The 18,627-nt window shown below is 59.8% G+C and carries 19 protein-coding genes; 1 reads left to right on the top strand and 18 read right to left on the bottom strand.

Annotation, left to right across the window (positions count from 1 at the left end):
- Positions 1–6: 6 nt before the first annotated feature.
- The 12 genes from ACFO3S_RS02850 to ACFO3S_RS02905 form a co-directional block, all read right to left on the bottom strand.
- Positions 7–849 carry an ABC transporter permease gene (locus ACFO3S_RS02850; protein WP_378092000.1) on the bottom strand — a complete coding sequence of 281 codons (843 nt, stop codon included), beginning with the start codon at positions 847–849 and terminating at the stop codon, positions 7–9.
- Complete coding sequence (locus ACFO3S_RS02855; protein ID WP_378092002.1) at positions 846–1,808, bottom strand: ABC transporter permease; 963 nt, start codon at positions 1,806–1,808, stop codon at positions 846–848. Before ACFO3S_RS02855 ends, ACFO3S_RS02850 begins: the two co-directional genes overlap by 4 nt.
- A gap of 9 nt (positions 1,809–1,817) precedes the next feature.
- Entirely contained in the window at positions 1,818–3,425 is a 1,608-nt protein-coding gene (locus tag ACFO3S_RS02860; protein WP_378092004.1) for an ABC transporter substrate-binding protein, read from the bottom strand.
- Between the two features lie 126 nt (positions 3,426–3,551).
- Positions 3,552–4,811 carry an ATP-grasp domain-containing protein gene (locus tag ACFO3S_RS02865; RefSeq protein ID WP_378092006.1) on the bottom strand — a complete coding sequence of 420 codons (1,260 nt, stop codon included), beginning with the start codon at positions 4,809–4,811 and terminating at the stop codon, positions 3,552–3,554.
- Positions 4,812–5,091: 280 nt separating this feature from the next.
- Complete coding sequence (locus tag ACFO3S_RS02870; protein WP_378092008.1) at positions 5,092–5,712, bottom strand: carbohydrate-binding family 9-like protein; 621 nt, start codon at positions 5,710–5,712, stop codon at positions 5,092–5,094.
- 165 nt (positions 5,713–5,877) lie between these two features.
- On the bottom strand, positions 5,878–6,228 hold the full coding sequence (locus tag ACFO3S_RS02875) for a helix-turn-helix domain-containing protein (protein WP_378092010.1): 351 nt from the start codon (positions 6,226–6,228) through the stop codon (positions 5,878–5,880).
- A gap of 32 nt (positions 6,229–6,260) precedes the next feature.
- Complete coding sequence (locus tag ACFO3S_RS02880; protein ID WP_378092012.1) at positions 6,261–6,413, bottom strand: hypothetical protein; 153 nt, start codon at positions 6,411–6,413, stop codon at positions 6,261–6,263.
- 41 nt (positions 6,414–6,454) lie between these two features.
- Entirely contained in the window at positions 6,455–6,868 is a 414-nt protein-coding gene (gene mntR, locus ACFO3S_RS02885; RefSeq protein WP_378092014.1) for a transcriptional regulator MntR, read from the bottom strand.
- 14 nt (positions 6,869–6,882) lie between these two features.
- On the bottom strand, positions 6,883–7,758 hold the full coding sequence (locus tag ACFO3S_RS02890; RefSeq protein WP_378092016.1) for a metal ABC transporter permease: 876 nt from the start codon (positions 7,756–7,758) through the stop codon (positions 6,883–6,885).
- Positions 7,755–8,681: a metal ABC transporter permease gene (locus tag ACFO3S_RS02895; RefSeq protein WP_378092018.1), complete on the bottom strand. Its 927-nt coding sequence runs from the start codon at positions 8,679–8,681 to the stop codon at positions 7,755–7,757. Before ACFO3S_RS02895 ends, ACFO3S_RS02890 begins: the two co-directional genes overlap by 4 nt.
- Positions 8,678–9,415, bottom strand: a complete 738-nt coding sequence (locus tag ACFO3S_RS02900; protein WP_378092020.1) for a metal ABC transporter ATP-binding protein — start codon at positions 9,413–9,415, stop codon at positions 8,678–8,680. The genes ACFO3S_RS02895 and ACFO3S_RS02900 overlap by 4 nt, the downstream gene beginning before the upstream one ends.
- A 5-nt stretch (positions 9,416–9,420) precedes the next feature.
- Positions 9,421–10,395 carry a metal ABC transporter solute-binding protein, Zn/Mn family gene (locus ACFO3S_RS02905; RefSeq protein WP_378092022.1) on the bottom strand — a complete coding sequence of 325 codons (975 nt, stop codon included), beginning with the start codon at positions 10,393–10,395 and terminating at the stop codon, positions 9,421–9,423.
- Between the two features lie 390 nt (positions 10,396–10,785).
- On the opposite strand from ACFO3S_RS02905, the gene ACFO3S_RS02910 reads away from it, so the two are divergent.
- Positions 10,786–11,133, top strand: coding sequence for a hypothetical protein (locus ACFO3S_RS02910; protein WP_378092024.1), 348 nt, complete (start codon positions 10,786–10,788; stop codon positions 11,131–11,133).
- 104 nt (positions 11,134–11,237) lie between these two features.
- Here ACFO3S_RS02910 and ACFO3S_RS02915 read toward each other — a convergent pair whose 3' ends face one another.
- The 6 genes from ACFO3S_RS02915 to ACFO3S_RS02940 all read right to left on the bottom strand — a co-directional run bounded on the left by ACFO3S_RS02915 (position 11,238) and on the right by ACFO3S_RS02940 (position 18,627).
- The gene (locus ACFO3S_RS02915) at positions 11,238–11,843 is read right to left on the bottom strand and encodes an ABC transporter ATP-binding protein (protein ID WP_378092025.1); all 606 of its coding nucleotides are present in this window, start codon (positions 11,841–11,843) and stop codon (positions 11,238–11,240) included.
- Positions 11,827–12,663 carry an ATP-binding cassette domain-containing protein gene (locus ACFO3S_RS02920; RefSeq protein WP_378092027.1) on the bottom strand — a complete coding sequence of 279 codons (837 nt, stop codon included), beginning with the start codon at positions 12,661–12,663 and terminating at the stop codon, positions 11,827–11,829. Before ACFO3S_RS02920 ends, ACFO3S_RS02915 begins: the two co-directional genes overlap by 17 nt.
- A gap of 10 nt (positions 12,664–12,673) precedes the next feature.
- Positions 12,674–13,501 (bottom strand): ABC transporter permease, encoded by an 828-nt coding sequence (locus tag ACFO3S_RS02925; protein ID WP_378092248.1) that lies wholly within the window; start codon positions 13,499–13,501, stop codon positions 12,674–12,676.
- A gap of 9 nt (positions 13,502–13,510) precedes the next feature.
- Positions 13,511–14,479 (bottom strand): ABC transporter permease, encoded by a 969-nt coding sequence (locus tag ACFO3S_RS02930; RefSeq protein ID WP_378092029.1) that lies wholly within the window; start codon positions 14,477–14,479, stop codon positions 13,511–13,513.
- Positions 14,480–14,502: 23 nt separating this feature from the next.
- Positions 14,503–16,158: an ABC transporter substrate-binding protein gene (locus tag ACFO3S_RS02935; RefSeq protein WP_378092031.1), complete on the bottom strand. Its 1,656-nt coding sequence runs from the start codon at positions 16,156–16,158 to the stop codon at positions 14,503–14,505.
- A gap of 168 nt (positions 16,159–16,326) precedes the next feature.
- On the bottom strand, positions 16,327–18,627 hold the full coding sequence (locus ACFO3S_RS02940; RefSeq protein ID WP_378092033.1) for a family 78 glycoside hydrolase catalytic domain: 2,301 nt from the start codon (positions 18,625–18,627) through the stop codon (positions 16,327–16,329).

Here is an 18,627-nt window from a genome sequence, read left to right on the forward strand (position 1 = left end):
TTCCTCCTAGAGGTCCGATTTTTCGTACGGATCGAGCCGGTCCCGCAAGCCTTCGCCGATCAGGCTAAATGCCAGCACCGTCAGCGCGATAAACAGAGCGGGACCGAGCAGAATGTGCGGGGCCTGAAGGAAATGATCCCGACCGTCCGCGAGCATGCTGCCCCATTCGGGAGCGGGCGGCTGCGAGCCGAGTCCGAGAAAAGAGAGCGCCGCGACGGACAGAATCAGACTGCCCAGCTCGAACGTCGCCAGCACGATCGACGGACCGAGCGCCTTCGGCAGCAGCTCCCGCAGCAGCAGCGCGGCGCCGGAAGCGCCAAGCACGCGGGCCGCGTCATAGGAGGTCTCGCTCTTGGCATGAAGCGCGGCGCTGCGAGCCAAGCGCGCGAAGCTTACCCAGCCCACCGAGACGACCGCGAGCAGAAGATGAAACAGGCCGGTGCCGAACAAGGCCGCGACGATCATCGCCAGCACCATAAACGGAAAGGCGAGCAGCACGTCGATCAGCCGCATCAGCGCGGCGTCGAGCGCCGACCCGTGGAACATCCCGGCGAGCAGGCCGATCAGCAGACCGATCGCCAGTGCGGCGACCAGCGCGGTCACGGAGGCGAGCAGCGTCGTTCTCCCGCCGTGCAGCGCGCGAGACAGAACGTCCCTGCCGAATCGGTCCGTCCCCAGCGGATGCTGCAGGCTCGGCTTCTCCAGCCTGGCGGACGCCTGCTGCTTCAGCGGATCGTGGGGAGCAAGCCAGGGGGCGCCCAGAACCGCAACCGCCAGCAGAAGGAGCAGCGCAAGCCCCGCCAGTAAACTGCCCGTCGGTCTATGGAATTGAGTACCGAAGCTGTTCATAGCGCCTCCGCCTCCTTCTTTCGGGCCACTCGGGGATCGAGAAGCGCGTACGCGACCTCCACGACGAAATGAATCAGCACGACCAGAGAAATCATGACGACCGCATATCCCTGAATGACCGGGTAATCCTTGCGCATTATGCCGTCCAACGCGTACTTGCCGATCCCCGGCCACGAAAAGACGCTCTCGATGACGACCGCCCCTCCGATCGTCGCCGTCAGCGACAGCGCGATCAGCGTCACAAGGGGCAGCAGGGCGTTGCGCAGCGCGTGCCGGACGACCAGCCGGCGACTCAGTCCTCTCGCCAGCGCGGAAAGCACATAGGTTCGGCCAAGCTCGGACAGCAGTTGAGCGCGGACGACGCGGGCGAATTGAGCCGCTCCGAGCAAGCCCATTGCGACCGCGGGAAGCCACAGTCTGCCCGGACTCGCTTCGCTGCTGATCTCGTATGCGCCCAGCGTAACCGCAAACAGCCCGAGCAGCGCCAGCCCGACGACAAAAGCAGGAACGGAGGCCAGCACGACGCAGGCCAGCCGTACTGCGTTGTCCGCAAGCTTGCCCGCTTTAAGCGCCGACGCCATTCCGAGAAGCAGCCCGAGTCCAACCTGCACCGTCAAAGCGGAGAGGGACAGCGCAAGCGTGGCTCCGAGCCGGTCGGCCAGCTCTGCGCCGACCGCCATCCCCGTATGGATCGAGGAACCGAGATCGGCCTGCGCGAGCCTCTTCAGCCAGGAAACGTACTGCACGGCAACGTTCTCGTTCAGGCCGAGCTCCTCCCGCAGCTCCGCCGCCTTGCGGTCGAACGCCTGCGAATCGCTCAGAGCGACTTCCGCGCCGGAGCCGAGCAGCAGCTTGACGGGATCGCCAGGGGCCAGCCTGACCAGGACAAAAAGAATCCATGTCGCGCCCAGCAAGGTGATCAGCGCCTCCAGCAGCTTCCGCACTATCAGCCTGAGCATGGTCTCATGCTATTTCGCGGCCAGAGTCAGATCGGCGTTCACGACGTTCTCGAACTGCCGGAAGTGCGGGACAAAGCCCTGCAGCCGCTTGCTGACGGCCGAAATCTGCGGACGCGGGAACAGGCTGACAATCGGAGCCTGCCATGCGACCCGCTCGTTGATCTGCAGCGCCAGCCGGCGGCGCGTCTCCTCGTCGGACGCTTCCGACAGCTCGGCCAGCAGAGCGTTGGTCTCTTCGTCGTCATATCCGCCGTAATTGGCGCTTCCCTGCGGAGAATATTGCCCGGCCAGCACGGCGTATTCCTCTCCGAACGTACTCCACGCCTCGATCGACGCGTCCCAGTCTCCGGACTCGCGCGCCGTCTCGATCAGACTGTAGTCGCCGTGCTGCACCTCCGCCTTAATGCCGGCCAGCGTCCACTGGTTTTGCAGCGCTTCTCCCAAAGCCTTGTCTCCCCCCCACGTCATCAGCCGCAAGGTCAACGGCTCTCCGTCCTTATAGCGAATGCCGTCGGAGCCGAGCTTCCAGCCCGCCTCGTCCAGCAGTTGCGCCGCCCTCTCCGGATCGTGCTTGTCGTACACCGCTCCCCGGGCTTCGGCATAAGCCGGATTGGAGCTGAGCCAGGTCGCGACGGGGAAGCTCTGTCCTTCCGCAGCCAGCAGGACCAGCTCCTCCCGATTGAGCGCCCACGACAGCGCCTGCCTGACGCGCGCGTCCTGAAGCTGCGGCAGGCGCAAATTCAAATAGACCGCCTGCGTGTTAGCCGCCGGCTCCGCCGAGACCTCGGCCTCCGAGCCGTCCTTAAACTGCGGCAGGCTTGTCGGACTGACGTTCAGAACAATATGGCTTCGTCCGCTGAGCGCGGACAATACTCTCGTCTGCTCGTCTGCGATCTCTTCGTAGACGACCCGCTCGATCTGCGGCTTCGCTCCCCAATAATCCTCATGGCGCTCGAGCGTCATTCTCTGCTTGGGCGTAAAATCGACAACCCGGTACATCCCGGTCAGATCCATCGTAGCGACCGAATCGTGCTTGGCTTCCGAATTATGAATGATCGTCTGGTAGTAGGACAGGTTAAGCGGCACCGGCAGATGCTCCCGCTCGGTGCGCACCTGTATCGTCAAGTCGTCCGTCTTCGCGAACGACAGCTCCTTCAGGAACGGCTGGGCCTGCAGATCCTCCGTTCTGGAGCGCTCCAGCGAGGCGATGACGGCATCGGCGTCCACCGATTTGCCGCTCCAGAAGCGGATTCCGGGCTTCAGCCGGATCTCCCAGGTGCGAGAATCCGTCTCCGCCGCGCTGTCCGCCAGCTCAGGTACCACCTTGCCTCCCGCATCCACCTTGAACAGCGCCTCGGCGGCTCCGATATTGCGCAAGTAGCTGGATGTCAGCGGCTGAACGGGATCGAGCGTAGCCGCGATCTCTTGGCCGGCCACGATGAGCTCCCGCTCCTGCTGCGAAGCCGATCCCTCCGGGCTTGCCGTCTGCGGATCGGTTTGACCGGCTGGACTGGCTTGGCCGGTCTCGCTGACGGGACTCGCGTTACGGTTCGTTTCCGAGCAGGCCGATAACGTAATCATTACGATTAGAAGAAGAAAAAAAAGCGGTTTTCTCATAGGATAGCCTCCACTCTTTCGAATACAAATCCATGGCTTCATGGCTTTGGCTGCTTCACCGCTCAGGGGCGGCGCAGCACCGCCAGGCAGCCGATGCGGCCGCCTCCTGGGCCGGCAGATCCCCCCTTATGCGCGGCTCTCCTCGGGCACGAAGCGGACCGCAAGGCGTCCGAGCGCCTCTTCCGCATACCGTCTGGCGTTGAAGCCGGTCTTGTCCTCCGCGATCGCGTGCCCCAGGTAGCAGGCATTGTCGATAGGAGCGGAGACTGCCCTGCCTGCGAAGCCGGCCAGCGTGTGACGAACGATATGCTCGTCGGCGTCCAGCGCGTCAACCCCTTCAATGCCCGCCACAGTGCCGCCTTGGGGAGGAACGAGGAACATGACGGCCGCGCTCGCGATGCCGGTGTCCGCCGGCGCAACGGAAGGCGCGACGCCTAGAGAAAGCTCGACGAAGCAGCGAAGCAGATCGACGCCCTTCACCCGCTTGATCAGTTCCACGATGTAATTGCCCGCAGTCCGCGGATTGATCTCGACGATTCGCGGCCCGTGCGGAGTCAGCTTCACTTCCGTATGGGCAATGCCGTGATCGTAACCGACCGCCAGAAGCGCGCTGCGAACGTACTGCGTCACCGCCTCCTCCGTCGCTTCGTCCAGCCGGGCTGGGAACATGTGGCCGTTCTCGATAAAGTAAGGAGAGCCAGTTACCGACTTGTCCGTGACGCCGAGAATCTTCGTGTCGCCGTGGAGGCTCACGCTCTCCACGCTGATCTCCTCGCCCTCCATATACTCCTCGAGCAGATAGACGGGCTCGCGCCGCTGGTCTCTGAAATTGAGAGGGAACGCTTCGAGCGCCCGATAGGCCTCCTCCAGCTCGCCGCCGTTGCGAATCAAGCGAACGAAAGCGCTGGAGGCCAGATCCACCGGCTTAAGCACGAGAGGATACCCGATCGCGGCAGCGGCCTCGATGACCTTGTTCCATCCGTAGGCAAGACGGTAGCGCGGATTGATTACCCCCGCGAGGTCCAGCGCTTGGCGCATCAGATGCTTCTGCCTCGCCTTCTTCACCTCGCGCGGGAACGGGCAGGGAAGGCCGAACGCCTGAGCGATCTCTCTTGCCGTCTCGATATAGTAATCGCATACCGTAATGACGCCGTCGAAGCGATACGGCTTCAACCGGTCGATCAGGCCCGGAACGTCGTTCGTCTCGGCTTCGAGAACCTCGTCGGCATACCCCAGAGCCGGATGCGCACCGTCGCCGGACGAGCTCGGGTAGAGCCCGGGCTTGCGCGTCACAAAGGTGTAGGTGTGCCCCATCTCCTTCAGTAGCGGCGGCAGCAGACGCCCGCTGGCCCCTACCCAGCTTTCAAGCATTAAAAGATGTGCCATCATGTCCCCCTCATTTATTCGTAATATTTACGATTAAACGAAGTATACAATGGCCCTTATGCAACTGTCAATTGTTACCTCCCAATATGGCGTCGTTGTGCCGTGAGGCGCCTGTGCAGAGTATATAAAAAAGAACCGGCATCCCCTGGTTGAGAGGATGACCGGCTCTGTCCGGAGAGGCGGCGCGCTGCTTGGAGAGCCTCGTCGCCACTCGCCAAGGAAGTCGCCGAATCGCCGGCTTCCCCGAAGCCTCCTGCGAATACAGCCGCAGAAGGCCTCGTTATCCGGCGAACACGAGCTTCCCGAACCGCTCGGAGATATGGTAGTTGACCGCCCCGGTAGGCGACCAGGCTTGATATTGGCGGGCTCCGTCCGGCTGCTCGTCGATGCGAAAAAAGTTGATTCTCCATTCGGTCCCCGGCGCCGGGGCCTTCGAGAAATTCGAGAAGGGCAGCTTAAACGTGTACGTGCGCCGGTCTCCGTCGGCGGCGATGCTCTGCTCGAAGCCCTGAACCTCCCAATCCCGGTCCGCTTGGAAGCGATTCGGTTCGTTCTCGTCGCCGTGATCGATCAGCAGGTCGCAAAGCACGCCGTTCGGGCTGACGACCAGCTCCATGTACCGTCTGCACTTGCCTTCTTCGTCGATGAACATCTCCACGACGTCCTGCTCCCACAGCGGGTCCTTGCGATTCGTAAAGTGCGATACGGCGTACGTATCCACACATTCGAATCTTACGTACAAGGCGCGGTCGTCCCAGCAGGCTTTCACCTGCGTCGGCTCCCGAACGTCATCTCCGGTGACGACGTCCACGAGATCGATCGAGGGGAGGCTCTGCCATATGTCGTTCTTGCTGCTCGAATATTTGCAGGTATAGCTCGGGATTTCTCCAAGGTTCGCCATCGTGACCTCCATCGGAATTGCGAATCGGTTTGTCGATACCCACCGATTATACCGCTAGTTCATATCCTCTTCCAGCGGTTATGCCCATTCTTCTCCTGCAAGCGAACCGTTGGCTCGGACAAGCCGGCGGCGCCCCGCCGGGCGATTCCCGCCGGCCCGATTCCGTCAGGGCGTCTGCCCGACCGCCGGCTTGCCTTTGCGCTCCGAGGGAGACGCGCCGGTCAGCCGCTTGAACATTCGGCTGAAGTAGTAAGGATCGTCTATGCCTACTCGTCTGGCCACCTCCTTGACTTTAATCGGTGAGCGCTGCAGCAACTCCAGCGCGCGCTCGACGCGCAGCCCCATCATATATTCGAAGGGGGAGCGCCCCGTATATTTCTTGAATACCCGCGAATAATGCTCCGGAGTCAGCCCGGCCAGAGCGGCAAGCTGGTTCCTCGTCATTTTCTCCTGCAGATGACCTTTCATATAGACGATAGTGGCTTCGATCGTGTCACGCGTTACAGCTCTTCTCATAACGGCACATCGCCTCCTTCCCCCACTCGTTATCATTGATAATCATTATCAATAAAATTGTAGTGGAATCCGGACCTTTTTGCAAATAAAAAGGCCTCGCCCAGCCTCCCGGACCCGTTGGCCGAGAACCCGACGAGCGCCAGGAAGAAACGATCCGGAATCGCCAGACTTACCTCCTCCAGCACGGCCTTCTCCCGGCTTCAGAGGGTTAACGCCTGTCCCCGGCTTATAGAAGCCTCTTTCGACGATAAGTTCCGTTCGAATCTTCCAGCTCCTCCTCCAGAAACTGCACCAGCCGTTGGAGGAGCTCCAGCGTGCTCCAGCTGAAATGATGCTCCAGCTGCTCAACCTCCTCCTGAACGCGGTGCTCGGGGACGCCGATCCGCAGCAGAAACCGCTCCAGCAGACGATGCCGGTCCAGAAGCTGCTTGCCGACCCGCGCCCCCTTCCCCGTCAAGGCGATCCGCCCGTATTTCTCATACTCGATATAGCCGGATTCCCCCAGCTTCTGCGCCATTTTGGAGGCGGCAGACGGATGAACGGACAACGCGTCGGCCACGTCCGACACTCTCGTATACCCTTTTTCGCGCGACAAAATATAGATTTGCTCCAGGTGATCCTCCATGCCGGGCGTTGTCATCTCGTCCCCTCCGTTTAATTCGATGTCAAGGTCGGTCTCATCCGCTTCGCGATCAGTCCGTGCTTGGGCGAAGCCACGAAGCTGATCATAAAGACCAGTCCGGTCGAGAACGCCATCGAGCCCGAGATCGACGTATCCAGCCACACGGCGATGTAATAGCCTGCAACGGCGGACAGAACGCCGAACAATCCGCTGAGCGCCATCATGACGGCCAGTCTGTCGGTCCACAAGTAAGCCGCGGCCGCGGGCGTGATCAGCATAGCGACCACCATGATGGCGCCTACCGCGTCGAACGCCGCAACCGTCGTCACCGACACGAGTCCCATGAACACATAATGCATCAGAACGACCGGAATGCCGAGGCTGGCCGCAAGCGCCGGATCGAACGAGGTGATTTTCCACTCCTTGTAGAACCCGACGATGGCGACCAGAACGAAGATCAGCACGATGGATAGCATGAATACCGCTTCCGGCACTTGGCCGAACCCGGGCAAATCGATTTTCTCCCAGGGAATAAACGTAATCTCCCCCATCAGCGTATGCTGGACATCCAGGTGCGCGTTGCCCACCTTGGTCGCAATCAATACGACGCCGATCGCAAACAGCGAAGTGAAGACGACGCCGATGGAAGCCTCCTGCTGCACCCCGAGCGAGTGCAGCCACTGTATCAGCACCGCCGTCAGCAGGCCGGCGACGATCGCGCCGATCAGCATGTGCACGCCGCTAAGCTCGCGCGTGACCAGATACGCTGTGACGATGCCGAGCAATACCGTATGACTGATGGCGTCCGCCATCATGGCCATTCTGCGCAGCACCAGCAGGGAGCCGACCAGACCGCAAGAAATTCCGACTAGCGAAGCCGTCAACAGGATCCAACCGGCATAGCTCATGCCGAATTCCCCCTTTCCAACGCATTCTGCCGGCGAGCGGGCGGCTTGCTCAGCTGTCTGCGCTGCCGATACTGCTGAATTCCCGTCACCAGCAGCCCTTTGCGAATGCCGAACGCCAGAGACACGGCGAATAGCGCGGACGCCGCGATGACGATGAACGGGCCGGTCGGCCAGCCTTTGCCGTAAGCGCTGAGCAAGGTGCCGATGACGCCGGAGCCGCCGCCGAAGACCGCCGAGAGAACCACCATCCACCGAAAGGAGTTCGTCCAGTATCTGGCGCTGACCGCCGGGGTAATTAACAGAGCGGCCATCAGAATGACGCCGACGGCCTGAATGCCGATCACGATGACCAGCACAAGGCAGAATACGTACAGGCCGTTCATCCAGCGGCTCGACAATCCGAGCCCCTTGGCGAAGGACGCGTCGAACAAAAACAGCTTCCACTCCTTAAAGCCGACTGCGGCAATGGCTAGCACCAGCAGCGCAAGGCCCGACATGATCCAGACGTCCTTGCCGACCATGGAAGCCGCCTGCCCGAAAATAAAGCTGTCGAGCCCGCTCTGGCTCGCCCCGGCCATCCGGTTGACGAAGGTAAGGAGCATAATGCCGAGACCGAAAAACACCGACAAGATGATGCCCATCGCCGCATCTTCCTTAACGCGCGTAGACGACCGGATCCAGTGAATGAGCAGAGCGCCGACCAGCGAGCTGGCGGCGGCTCCGACGATCATGACGGGCAAGTTCTTCACGCCCATTAAGGCAAAGCCGATAATGACGCCCGGCAAAGCGGCGTGGGACAACGCGTCGCTCATCAGGCTCTGCCTTTTCCAGTAAGCGAAGCAGCCGACGATGCCGGCCGCCGTCCCCAGAATTAGCGTGCTAAGCAGCACCCATTGCGCATTGTGCGACAAGCCGAGCATCATCCGGACTTCCCTCCCCTCCAGCGCAGCGATCCGCCATAAGTCCGATAAATATTGGCCTCGGTAAAGATGGCCTCCGTCGGGCCATGGGCGATGACCGTCCGATTCAGCAGCAGCACATGGTCGAAATAATCCTCCACCGTCTGCAGATCGTGATGGACGACGAGCACCGTTCTGCCCCGGCTCTTCAGCAGGTTCAGCGTCGCCATAATCGCTCTTTCGGTCGCGGCGTCCACCCCGGCCAGCGGTTCGTCCAGGAAATACAGATCGGCGTCCATGACCAGCGCGCGGGCCAGAAACACCCGCTGCTGCTGGCCGCCGGACAGCTGGCTGATCTGCCGCGAGGCGTAATCGGCCATCCCCATCTCCGCCAGCGCCTCCATCGCCTTCTGGCGGTGCTCGCGGCGGGGCCGCCTCAGCCATCCGATCTGGCCGTAAAGCCCCATCAGAACGACGTCAAGCGCATGGGTGGGAAAATCCCAGTCCACCGAGCCGCGCTGAGGCACATAGCCGATTCGCGATTTGACCTGCCGGTAAGGCGAGCCGAAGAACGTCACCTTGCCGGCAAGGCGGGGATGCAGCTCGAGGATCGCCTTGAGCAGAGTCGATTTTCCGGCACCGTTCGGACCGACAATGCTGGTCATCGTCCCGGGCTGAACATCGAAAATCACGTTGTCCAATACTTTGTTTTTCCGATACGAGGCCGACAAGCCATCCACGCTCAACACCGGGAGCATCGCCGTCACTCTCCTTCCGGACTCAACGCTTGATAAATCGTGTTCACATTGTGGCTGTACATGCCCAGATAGGTGCCTTCCGGCGTGCCGGCATCGCCCATGGCGTCGGAGAACAGCTCTCCGCCGACCTTGACGTCCAAGCCTTGCTTATTCGCCCCTTCGATGACGGCGTTGATTGACGCCGGGTTAATGCTGCTCTCCACGAATACGGCCGGAACCTGATACTCCACCAGAAGCTTGACCGTGTCGTCGATATCGGACAGCCCGACTTCGTCCTCCGTGCTAAGCCCCTGCAGGCCGACGACCTCGATGTCGTGCATGCGGCCGAAATACCCGAACGCGTCGTGAGCCGTAATCAGTACGCGCTTCTCTTTCGGAATTTGCGACAGCTTTTCCGCGGCTTCTCCCTTCAGTTCATCCATTTTTTTGAAATACGCCTCTTTATTCGTTTCGAAATAGTCCGCATCCTCGGGCGCAGCTTTTTTCAGCTCTTCCGTCGCGGCATTCAGCGCCTGCTTCCACAGATCGATATCGAACCAGACGTGCGGGTCCGTCGCGCCTTCCTCGTCCAGCAGCAGCTTCTCCGCCGGAATCGACTCGCTGATGGCCAGCACCGGCCTCGATTTGCCGATCTCCTCGAAGACCTTCAGCATGTTCGCTTCCAGATGCAGCCCGCTGTAGAAAATGACGTCGCCGTTCTCCAGCTTGCCGATGTCGCCTTGGGTCGCATTGTACAGATGCGGGTCGACGCCCGGTCCCATTAAGCTTTGCACGTCAACCCGGTCGCCGCCGATGACGGAAATCGGCTCGGCGATCTGAGCGATAGTTGTGATCACGTTTAACTTCTCTCCGCTCTCTTCGCTGCCGCCCGACGGCGCGCTCGGCTGATTGTCCGAGCCGCACCCGGACAGCCACACGGCAAGCGCCAGCAACCCGGCCCCCAAAATCGACCCTTTTGCTTGAAATGCCATTCTCTCCATCTTGTTCTCCTCCCGAATCCGTTCCATGATAATGATTCACTCAACCAAAAGTTTTTCCGTAAGGCAAAACTAATGGATATGTTTAAAATAGTTTCAATCATGGCCGGATGTCAAGAGGTTTTTGATTTTTTCTCCTCGAAACCAGCGGGAATATTCACAAGAGAATCAAATAATGACTGAAATATAAAGGATAATTGAGAGTTTTGATTTCGGTAACTAAAGTTTACCTATGGAAACTTTTTTAATGACGTGATCGATATCTGACGTGTCGGCTCCGGGGTTTGTCCCGAAACGGCCGGTTTCCCTTCCGGCGCTGAGACTCCTGTATGAGGATAAAAGTGTTGGGACGGGGAAACATTAAGGTCAACCTGATGATCCCGGGAGGCTGCCATGTTCTACGCCGTCGGCTTCGCGCTGTTGTTCGCCGGATTAACCTGCATCAATATTCTTTTTTCGTACCAAAGCAAGCATATCGATCCCCATTTCGGTTCCACCCTCAAGTTCCAACTGCTGATGCTGCCTCTCTTTTTGGCGGCCAATCTGTGCATCGGGTACGGGATCAAATTCGGAGTCAAAGCTGCGCATCAGCTGGGGTACGTGCTCGTCGCCGCCAAATGCATGGAGGTTTTCATCTCCGTATGGATGGGCTACTGGTTTATGAAGGAAATCCCTACCTGGAAAACCTGGGTGGGCCTTGGGGTCATTGCGGTCGGAGTCGTCCTGGTGAAGCAAAAGTGAGGTGGCGTTTGGGGGAGAGCCGGCATTCGTCGGCTGGCGCGAGGGATGACGAGCCCCTCCCCCGTCCTGCGCAGTCGCGCGATGCGGGAGAGGGGCCGAGGGGTCTACTCTTGTTGTCCTACCTTGTATACGCGATCGCATACGCGGCGGATCAGGGACTCTTCATGGCTGACGACCAGGACGCCAATGGACCGGCTTTTGCAAATGCTCAGAAACGTATGCCAAATCTGCGCCTGCGTAATGGCGTCCAGCATCGTCGTCATCTCGTCGGCGATAATATATCGGGTAGCCGGATTCAGCGAGCGAACGATGCAGAAGCGCTGCTTCTCCCCTCCCGAAAGCTCGACGGGCCAGCGGTCCAGCCACTCCTTGCGGATCTCGAAAGCGTCCAGAACGTCCTCCGAAGGGATATAGGATTCTTGCAGCACGTCCTTCATGCGCCATTTCGGATTCATCGCTTTCTCCGGGTGCTGATAGATCATCTGAACCGGACGAAAGCCATGCTGCATCATCGGCTTGCCGTCGAGCAGCACGCGACCGGCTCTCGGCTTCACGTATCCCGCCAGCATTCGGGCGAGCGTCGTTTTTCCGCATCCGCTGTAGCCGGACAACCCCAGCACTTCGCCCGGGGCGAGGCTGATGTCGATCTCTTTCAGAATCCAGCGGTCCTTGCGATAATAATAGCCCAACTGCTCACCCGCTAACGCCATGCTCCCCGCCCTCCCTTGTCTGAAATTCCAGATCGAAATCGTTGTGCGGCAAAGCTCGCCACAATCTGCGCGTATATTCGGTTTGAAGCCGCTCGCCGGCGCCTTCGAATGCGTCCGCGGCGGCGATCTCGACCGTCGTTCCGTCCTTGATGACCGCCACCCGGTCGGCGATATCGAGAGCGGACACGATATCGTGAGTAATCAGCATCACTCCCGCCCCTTCGGCGGCAAACCGTTTCAGCTGGCGCAAAATCTCCGCCAGCGCCTCCGGGTGAATGCCGGGCGTCGGCTCGTCGGCGATGACGAGCTTTACGCCTTCCCGAACGCTTGTGGCGAACAGCACTCTGCGGAGCATCCCGCCCGACAGCTCGAACGGAAAAAGCTGTCCGTCGCTAATGCGGAGTCCGTACTGCTCAAACAGCTTCTCCTGATCGGCCTTCGCCCGCTTGGGATCCAATCCGATCTGTACCTGGCGTCCGACCCGCATCAACGGATCCAGAAAATTGACCGATTGCGGAATAAACGATATTTCCCGCCCTCGAAGCTGCTCCTTCCGCCGCTCGGTCAATTCCTCCCCGCGGTAGACGATGCTGCCGCTGCAGATCGCATTGCCCGGCAGTATGCCCAGCACCGCGTGCGCGAGCAGACTTTTCCCGGAGCCGCTGGCTCCGACGACGGCCACAATTTCGCCCTCTCCGATTTCCACATGCATGCCGGCGATCGGCTGAACGATTCGCTTGCGCGTGCCTTTCACATACTGGGAAAACCCGATGGACAGATTCTCCACTTTTAATAGCGCGTTTTTATGAATATCCCGCATAGCGTCCTCCTCATTCGTGGGAGCTGACCGGCTCCGCCAACACCCGAAACTGTTCGCCGATGCTGTCGAAGCTTTTCACAACTGTCACGAGCAGCAGGCCGGGGAAAACGACCAGCCACCATTTTCCGGTCGAAATATGGTTCATCGCTTCCGACAAAATGATGCCTACGGCCGGCGTCTGCGGAGACAGACCGAAGCCTAGAAAGGTCAATGCCGCCTCATGCAGGATGATGTGCGGAAACATGAGCAGAAAGCCGATCAGCACTTGCGGCATAATGGCCGGAATCATATGCTTTCTGGCCACGTACCAGGCGGATTTGCCATAGCTTCTGGAAATCTGGATATACTCGGCGTTCCTGATTTGAAGCACCTCCGACCGAACGACTCGCGCAAGAGCCGTCCAATGCGTCAGCGAAATGCCAAGCACGATGCCGTAGATGCCTCCGCCGGCGATAAAGCAGATCAGAACCATAAAAACCAGATGAGGCATGCCGATAAACAGGTCAATTACCCAGGAAATGACGGCGTCGACCGCTTTCCCGAACGTGGCCGCGCAGATGCCCATCACGACGGCGATCAGCACGCTGATCAGCGATGTAAACGCGCCGATCGCCAGCGATAGGCGCAGTCCCTTGATCGTTCTCGTAAACATATCCCTGCCGAGCCAGTCCGTTCCGAACAGATGGGTCAAACTGGGCGCCATGTTTTTGCCGCCGGCTCCGAGACGAAGATTCTCGTTGCTGAGCGTAAAGCTGAGCAGCAGCAGCAAACCGAGAAAGCCCAGCGAAATCGCCATCGTCAACATCATTTTTTGGCGGACATTCCAGCCCTCCCGCACGTTTTGCAATTATGCCGCCTCCCTTGTTCTCGGATCGACGGCTTTGCCCAGCACGTCCGCTATGAGATTTCCGGCAAATACGAACAGGGAGCTGATCAGAATAATGCCGACCATGAGAGGAAGATCACCCTTCAATCCTGCCGTCGTCAACGTGCTGCCTAGTCCCGGATAAGCGAATACCTGCTCCGCCAGCATCGAGCCTCCGAATAATTCTCCGAAGTAAGCAAACTGAAGAGCGACCGCCGGCAGAATCGAATTGCGCAGCCCGTGATGCTTGAAGATTTGCCATCTGCTCTCTCCTCTGGCCTTGGCGAACAGCACATACTCCGTATTCAAAATATCGATCATTTTCTCGCGCGTGTGCATGGCGACGTTAGCCACGCCCAAAATGCTTAGCGTCGCGGCCGGCAGAACGAAATGATGCAGCCGGTCTATCCATCGAACGTCGCTCTCCATTACGCCGGCCGGAGCGGCCAGGCCTACGGGAAACCACTTCAGCCATACCGCAAATACGATCAGCAAAATAAGCCCCATCCAGAATATCGGAGTGGACACGAGCGTATAGCTGTACCACTTGATCCATTTGTCGATTCGTTTTCCGCGATTCATGGCGGCAACGGCGCCCAGCGCATAGCCGATGACGCCCGACAGCACCCAGGCCGTGCCCATTAATGCCAACGAGGTGAGGAAGCGGCTTTGGATGATCTCGATGACCGGAACGCGATACAGCAAGGAGGTGCCGAAATTGCCTTCCAGCAGCGCCCCCGCCCATGATAAGTATTTCTCCGTCAAGCTCTGATCGACGCCCCAATAGGCTTTGAACTTCTCGATCTGCTCCGGCGAAGCCGAGCCGTCCCCTCCGACGTAGGCGTTCACGGGGTCGATCGGGGACAGATGGATAAGCAAAAACGTTAAGACGGATAGTCCAAACAATAAGGTCAACACTCGAATGACGCGAATGGCAAGGCTAGTAACCAAGCGAATCCTCCTTCGGCAGCTAACTATTGATCCCAGGTCCATTCGGCAATATTGCCGAACAATGCCCACTCGTGACCGTGCGAATGAACCGGCTGCTTGCCGAGGTTCAGCTTTTCATCGGCCAAATACAAATGATCGACGCGAACCAGCCAGACGATCGGCGCGTCGCCGATGCCGCTGAAGCCCGTCTTGCCGTCCCATTGCGCCAATTTCCAATAGTTGTTGGCTTCTTCCTGGGTCGTGGCCGTCAGCGCCTTGTCCAAATACTCGTCGACCTTGTCGTTGCGGTAATTGGACATGTTATGATAGCTCGTATCGATCACCTTGGAGGAATTCATCGTATACAGCTGATGAGGATGGTGTCTTCCGCCTCCCCAGGCGACGGCGGCCGTTTTGCCTTTAACGTATATCTCGTCCCAAGTCGCGCCGATGAGGTGAATCCGGATGCCGAGCTCGCGAGCCTGATCGGCAACGGCCAGCGACAGATCGGTCCGGAGCTGATCGTTGGAGCTGTAGTACATGTCGAATTCCGCCCTGCGACCGTTCTTTTCCACCACTCCGTCCCCGTCCGCATCCGTCCAGCCGCCGCGGGCCAGCAGAGCTTTCGCTCCTTCCACGTCGCCGTCCTCGACTACGGTTTCCTCGTTAAACCATGGCATATTGTCGCACAGGCAATACGCCTTTTTGCCGTAGCCGCCAATCGCCATGTCGAGCAGCTTCTGACGATCCAGTCCGATGTTCAGCGCCTGCCGGATAGCCGGGTCAGCCGTGACGTCGTTCCCGACCTCGACGTCCTTGTCGTTCGTTTTTCCCTTGCCTCCGCCAGGCACGGTCGGAAACATGATTCCCCGGGAATCGATGCTTTCGTAGGCGAGAAGCTTCATGCCGGGAACCTTCTGCTCGGCGAACGTAGGCGGCACATAGACCAGATCGGCCTGGCCGGCCTTCGCGGCGGCAAGGGCTCCGTCCTCCTCGAGCAGCAGGAACGTCAGCTTTTTGAACTGCGGCTTGGCGCCGTACCAGTACGGGTTCGCCTCCATAATGATCTGCTGGCCGTCGCTGTATTGAACGACTTTGTACGGCCCGGAGCCGATCGGGTCGCTGGAATACCGGTCGTCATAATGGGCCTTGGGCACGATCCCGATCTCGGTAAGCTGGCTGACGAAGGTGGAACGCGGCTCCTTGAGCCGGATGACGACGGTATCGCCGTCCGCGATCTCGACGGATTGAACGAAGGACAGATCAAATTTGATGCCGTCTTCCTTCAGCATCTCGTATGTAAACTTGACATCCTCGGCCGTCACGGGCTCTCCGTTGGAGAACTTGACATCGTCCCGAAGAGGGAACGTCCAGGTCAGCGCATCTTCGCTGACGGAATAAGATTGAGCGAGATCCCCGATAAAGTTCAACTCGGCATCGATCGTTAACAGCGAGCTGTGCGTCAACCGAATCTGGGCGTGCGTCCCCCAGCCCTTCTTCGGATCGAACATCCCGACATCGACCTTTCCTACGGCCAGCACCAGTTCCTCCTTCGCGCCCTCCTGTTGCGCCTTGGAGGACTCTCCTTCATCCCCCGTCTTTCCCGAGTCGCAGGCGGCCATCAGCAGCATGAGCAGCAGCGATGTCGACATGACCGACCAAACCTTCCTGTTTCTCCGCTTTTTACGTTCGATGTTCATATGATCCTCCGTCAATAATAGTAATTATTACGATATAATTATCTAATTGTAATGATTACGATTATCAAAGTCAATTGCTTTTTCATCGTGACGGCATGATCGTCGCGGCTGCGATAAGAAAAAGAGCTGCCTCCTCGGTGAACCGAGAGAAGGCAGCTCTTCTTCAAGTCAGTCTCGCAAAAGGATGTCGTTATCCCCTTCGGTCAGTTCCCGCTCGGCGCTCCGTCCTTCCGCGAGCCTCAGAGACAGCCGGGCGCTCATGCCCGCTGGAATCGTCGCGCGCACGCGCACTCCGCCTTCTTCCCGATCCCAGCGGGCATAGACCGGCCCGAACGGCGTCCGAACCCGCGCTTCGGCGTACGTCAGGCTTTCTGGCAAATACGGCCGAATCACTGTGCGCGCAAATCCCGGCGCCTCGGAGCGAATGCCGACGACGTATTCCTGAAGCAGCCTGCCCGGATATCCGTTCCAAGCATGGGAATGGCTTTCGATATCTTCCCAGCCCTCCCACAACGTTTTCGACCCTTGGGCAATCATATGCCCCCAGCCGGGGTACTCCCTGCGGTCGAGCAGCGCAAACGCTTCGGCTTCCCGGCCGTTGTCGAACAGCATGCGCAGCAGCGGCAGCGACAGCACCGTCCGGCACTCCCACCGTTGCTCCGCCACGGATGCGACAGCCGCTGCGCGATCCTCGGCCGGAACGAGGCCCGCGTGCAGTGCGAGCGCCGTCACGCCCTGGTGGGTCTCGGACGATTCCGAGCTGTCGCGAAAACGCTTCTTCTCCGCATCGTACAGAAGCGAAACGATCCGCTCGCTGAGACGGTCGGCATGCGCCGCATACGCCTCGCTCTCGTCCGCGCGCCCGATTAAGCCGGCCGCCCGGCTGACCGCCCTGAGCGCAACAACCAGCTTGATCTGCTGCACCGTCAGAAAGGCCCCCTTGTGCTCGACCGAAGGATACGGCCAATCGCTAATGTGCCAGCCTTTGTCCAGCGGGACCAGCCCGGCGTCCGAATCCCGGATGCCGACGAAGTAGTCGACCATACGGCGGGCCGTTCCGTAGAACTCCCTCAGTACGCCTTCGTCTCCGGAAGCCTCGTACGTCTTCCACATCAGCGTGGCGTAATGAAGATCCCACTCCGGGATTTGCAGATGGAAGTCCGGATGCCCGTAGTTGGTCGGGGCTACGAACGGAAACGTGCCGTCCGGAAGCTGCGCGTCCGCGAAATCGGCCAGCGTCTTCTCCAGGACGCCGACTGCGTCGAAATTGTACAGAAGCGTCTCCGCCTGCAGATCCGTGTCCGCAATGTACTGCGCCTGCTCCCGGTGCGGGCAGTCGACGGTCTGGCCGAGCGTATTGTTTTTCTGCGTGCGGATGCAGGCGGCGTAAAGCTCGTTCAGATGGCCGTCCGAGCAAGAAAATTGGCCGACCTGCGCCATATCCGTATACGCCCAGCAGACGGTCACTTCCCCTTCCGCGATCTCGCGCGGATACCCCGTCACTTCCACATAACGGAAAGCCTTGTACGAAAAGTCCGGCTGCCACGTTTCCAGCTCGTCCCCGCGAATCGTGTATTCGTCATAATAGTTGTCGGAGCGCTCATTCGCAACGTTGTGCTTGACCCGCCCGCTCTCGTCCAGATCCTCCGAATAGCGCAGCCGGACCGTCGCGCCCGCGATTCCCCGCAGCGCCAGCTTCGGCCATCCCGATACGACGGCGCCCGCGTCGAAGACCTGAGCGAATTCCGCGGCCCCTCCTTGCGGTCGAGGCAGCTTGACGCACGCGATCTCCTCCGCGATCGCGCCCTCGGGAATGCGCTGCGCCTCCATCGGCCAGTCGTCGCGCCCGATCCGGGCCGGCTTCGCCCTCGCCGCTGCCCCCTCCTTCCGCCAGCCCGCATAGCGCCACCGCGGATCCCACTTCCGCGCGTCGTAAGCCTCGATCGCTGACACTCTGCGATTTTGCTGATAGGAGGTGCCCGGCGCGTGGGGCATTTCCTTCATCGTCTGCCAGGACGAGTTCGTTTTCACGATCTCCGCGCTGCCGTCCGCGTACACGAGATGAAGCTGCAGCCGGAAGCCAGGAAGCCCGTCGTAATAGTTCTGGCCGCTTCCGCCCAGATAATGGGCGTCCGCCGTCAAGCAGTTCGGGCCGGTCTGCAGCAGCTCCGAGACGTTGTAGGCCAAATACGCTTTGCGCTTCTCCGGATGGGTCGGCGCGGGAGAGACGCAGCCGCCAAGCTTCGTCCCGTTCACGTACACCTTGGCTGTATGGTGCGCGGAGTAATACAGGATCGCCCGCTCCAGCGGACCGCGGACGCGGAATTCCTTGCGGAAATAAGCGAAATCGTTGACGCGGACTCGCCGCGACCTCCATATCCAGTCCGCTTCCCATACCGTCTCAAGCTCATTTGATGCCTCCTCAAGCGCCATCGGGCGCTTGTCCCTCTTCCCCTCGCGTTTCGTCAT

The sequence above is a fragment of the Cohnella hongkongensis genome, from assembly GCF_042654645.1.
In the GTDB taxonomy this organism is placed as follows: Bacteria; Bacillota; Bacilli; order Paenibacillales; family Paenibacillaceae; genus Cohnella; species Cohnella hongkongensis.

Coding starts and splice junctions, on each gene's coding strand:
- ACFO3S_RS02850 (WP_378092000.1), bottom strand. CDS start 849: ATGAACAGCTTCGGTACTCAATTCCATAGACCGACGGGCAGTTTACTG.
- ACFO3S_RS02855 (WP_378092002.1), bottom strand. CDS start 1,808: ATGCTCAGGCTGATAGTGCGGAAGCTGCTGGAGGCGCTGATCACCTTG.
- ACFO3S_RS02860 (WP_378092004.1), bottom strand. CDS start 3,425: ATGAGAAAACCGCTTTTTTTTCTTCTTCTAATCGTAATGATTACGTTA.
- ACFO3S_RS02865 (WP_378092006.1), bottom strand. CDS start 4,811: ATGGCACATCTTTTAATGCTTGAAAGCTGGGTAGGGGCCAGCGGGCGT.
- ACFO3S_RS02870 (WP_378092008.1), bottom strand. CDS start 5,712: ATGGCGAACCTTGGAGAAATCCCGAGCTATACCTGCAAATATTCGAGC.
- ACFO3S_RS02875 (WP_378092010.1), bottom strand. CDS start 6,228: ATGAGAAGAGCTGTAACGCGTGACACGATCGAAGCCACTATCGTCTAT.
- mntR (WP_378092014.1), bottom strand. CDS start 6,868: ATGACAACGCCCGGCATGGAGGATCACCTGGAGCAAATCTATATTTTG.
- ACFO3S_RS02890 (WP_378092016.1), bottom strand. CDS start 7,758: ATGAGCTATGCCGGTTGGATCCTGTTGACGGCTTCGCTAGTCGGAATT.
- ACFO3S_RS02895 (WP_378092018.1), bottom strand. CDS start 8,681: ATGATGCTCGGCTTGTCGCACAATGCGCAATGGGTGCTGCTTAGCACG.
- ACFO3S_RS02900 (WP_378092020.1), bottom strand. CDS start 9,415: ATGCTCCCGGTGTTGAGCGTGGATGGCTTGTCGGCCTCGTATCGGAAA.
- ACFO3S_RS02905 (WP_378092022.1), bottom strand. CDS start 10,395: ATGGAGAGAATGGCATTTCAAGCAAAAGGGTCGATTTTGGGGGCCGGG.
- ACFO3S_RS02910 (WP_378092024.1), top strand. CDS start 10,786: ATGTTCTACGCCGTCGGCTTCGCGCTGTTGTTCGCCGGATTAACCTGC.
- ACFO3S_RS02915 (WP_378092025.1), bottom strand. CDS start 11,843: ATGGCGTTAGCGGGTGAGCAGTTGGGCTATTATTATCGCAAGGACCGC.
- ACFO3S_RS02920 (WP_378092027.1), bottom strand. CDS start 12,663: ATGCGGGATATTCATAAAAACGCGCTATTAAAAGTGGAGAATCTGTCC.
- ACFO3S_RS02935 (WP_378092031.1), bottom strand. CDS start 16,158: ATGAACATCGAACGTAAAAAGCGGAGAAACAGGAAGGTTTGGTCGGTC.
- ACFO3S_RS02940 (WP_378092033.1), bottom strand. CDS start 18,627: ATGACGAAACGCGAGGGGAAGAGGGACAAGCGCCCGATGGCGCTTGAG.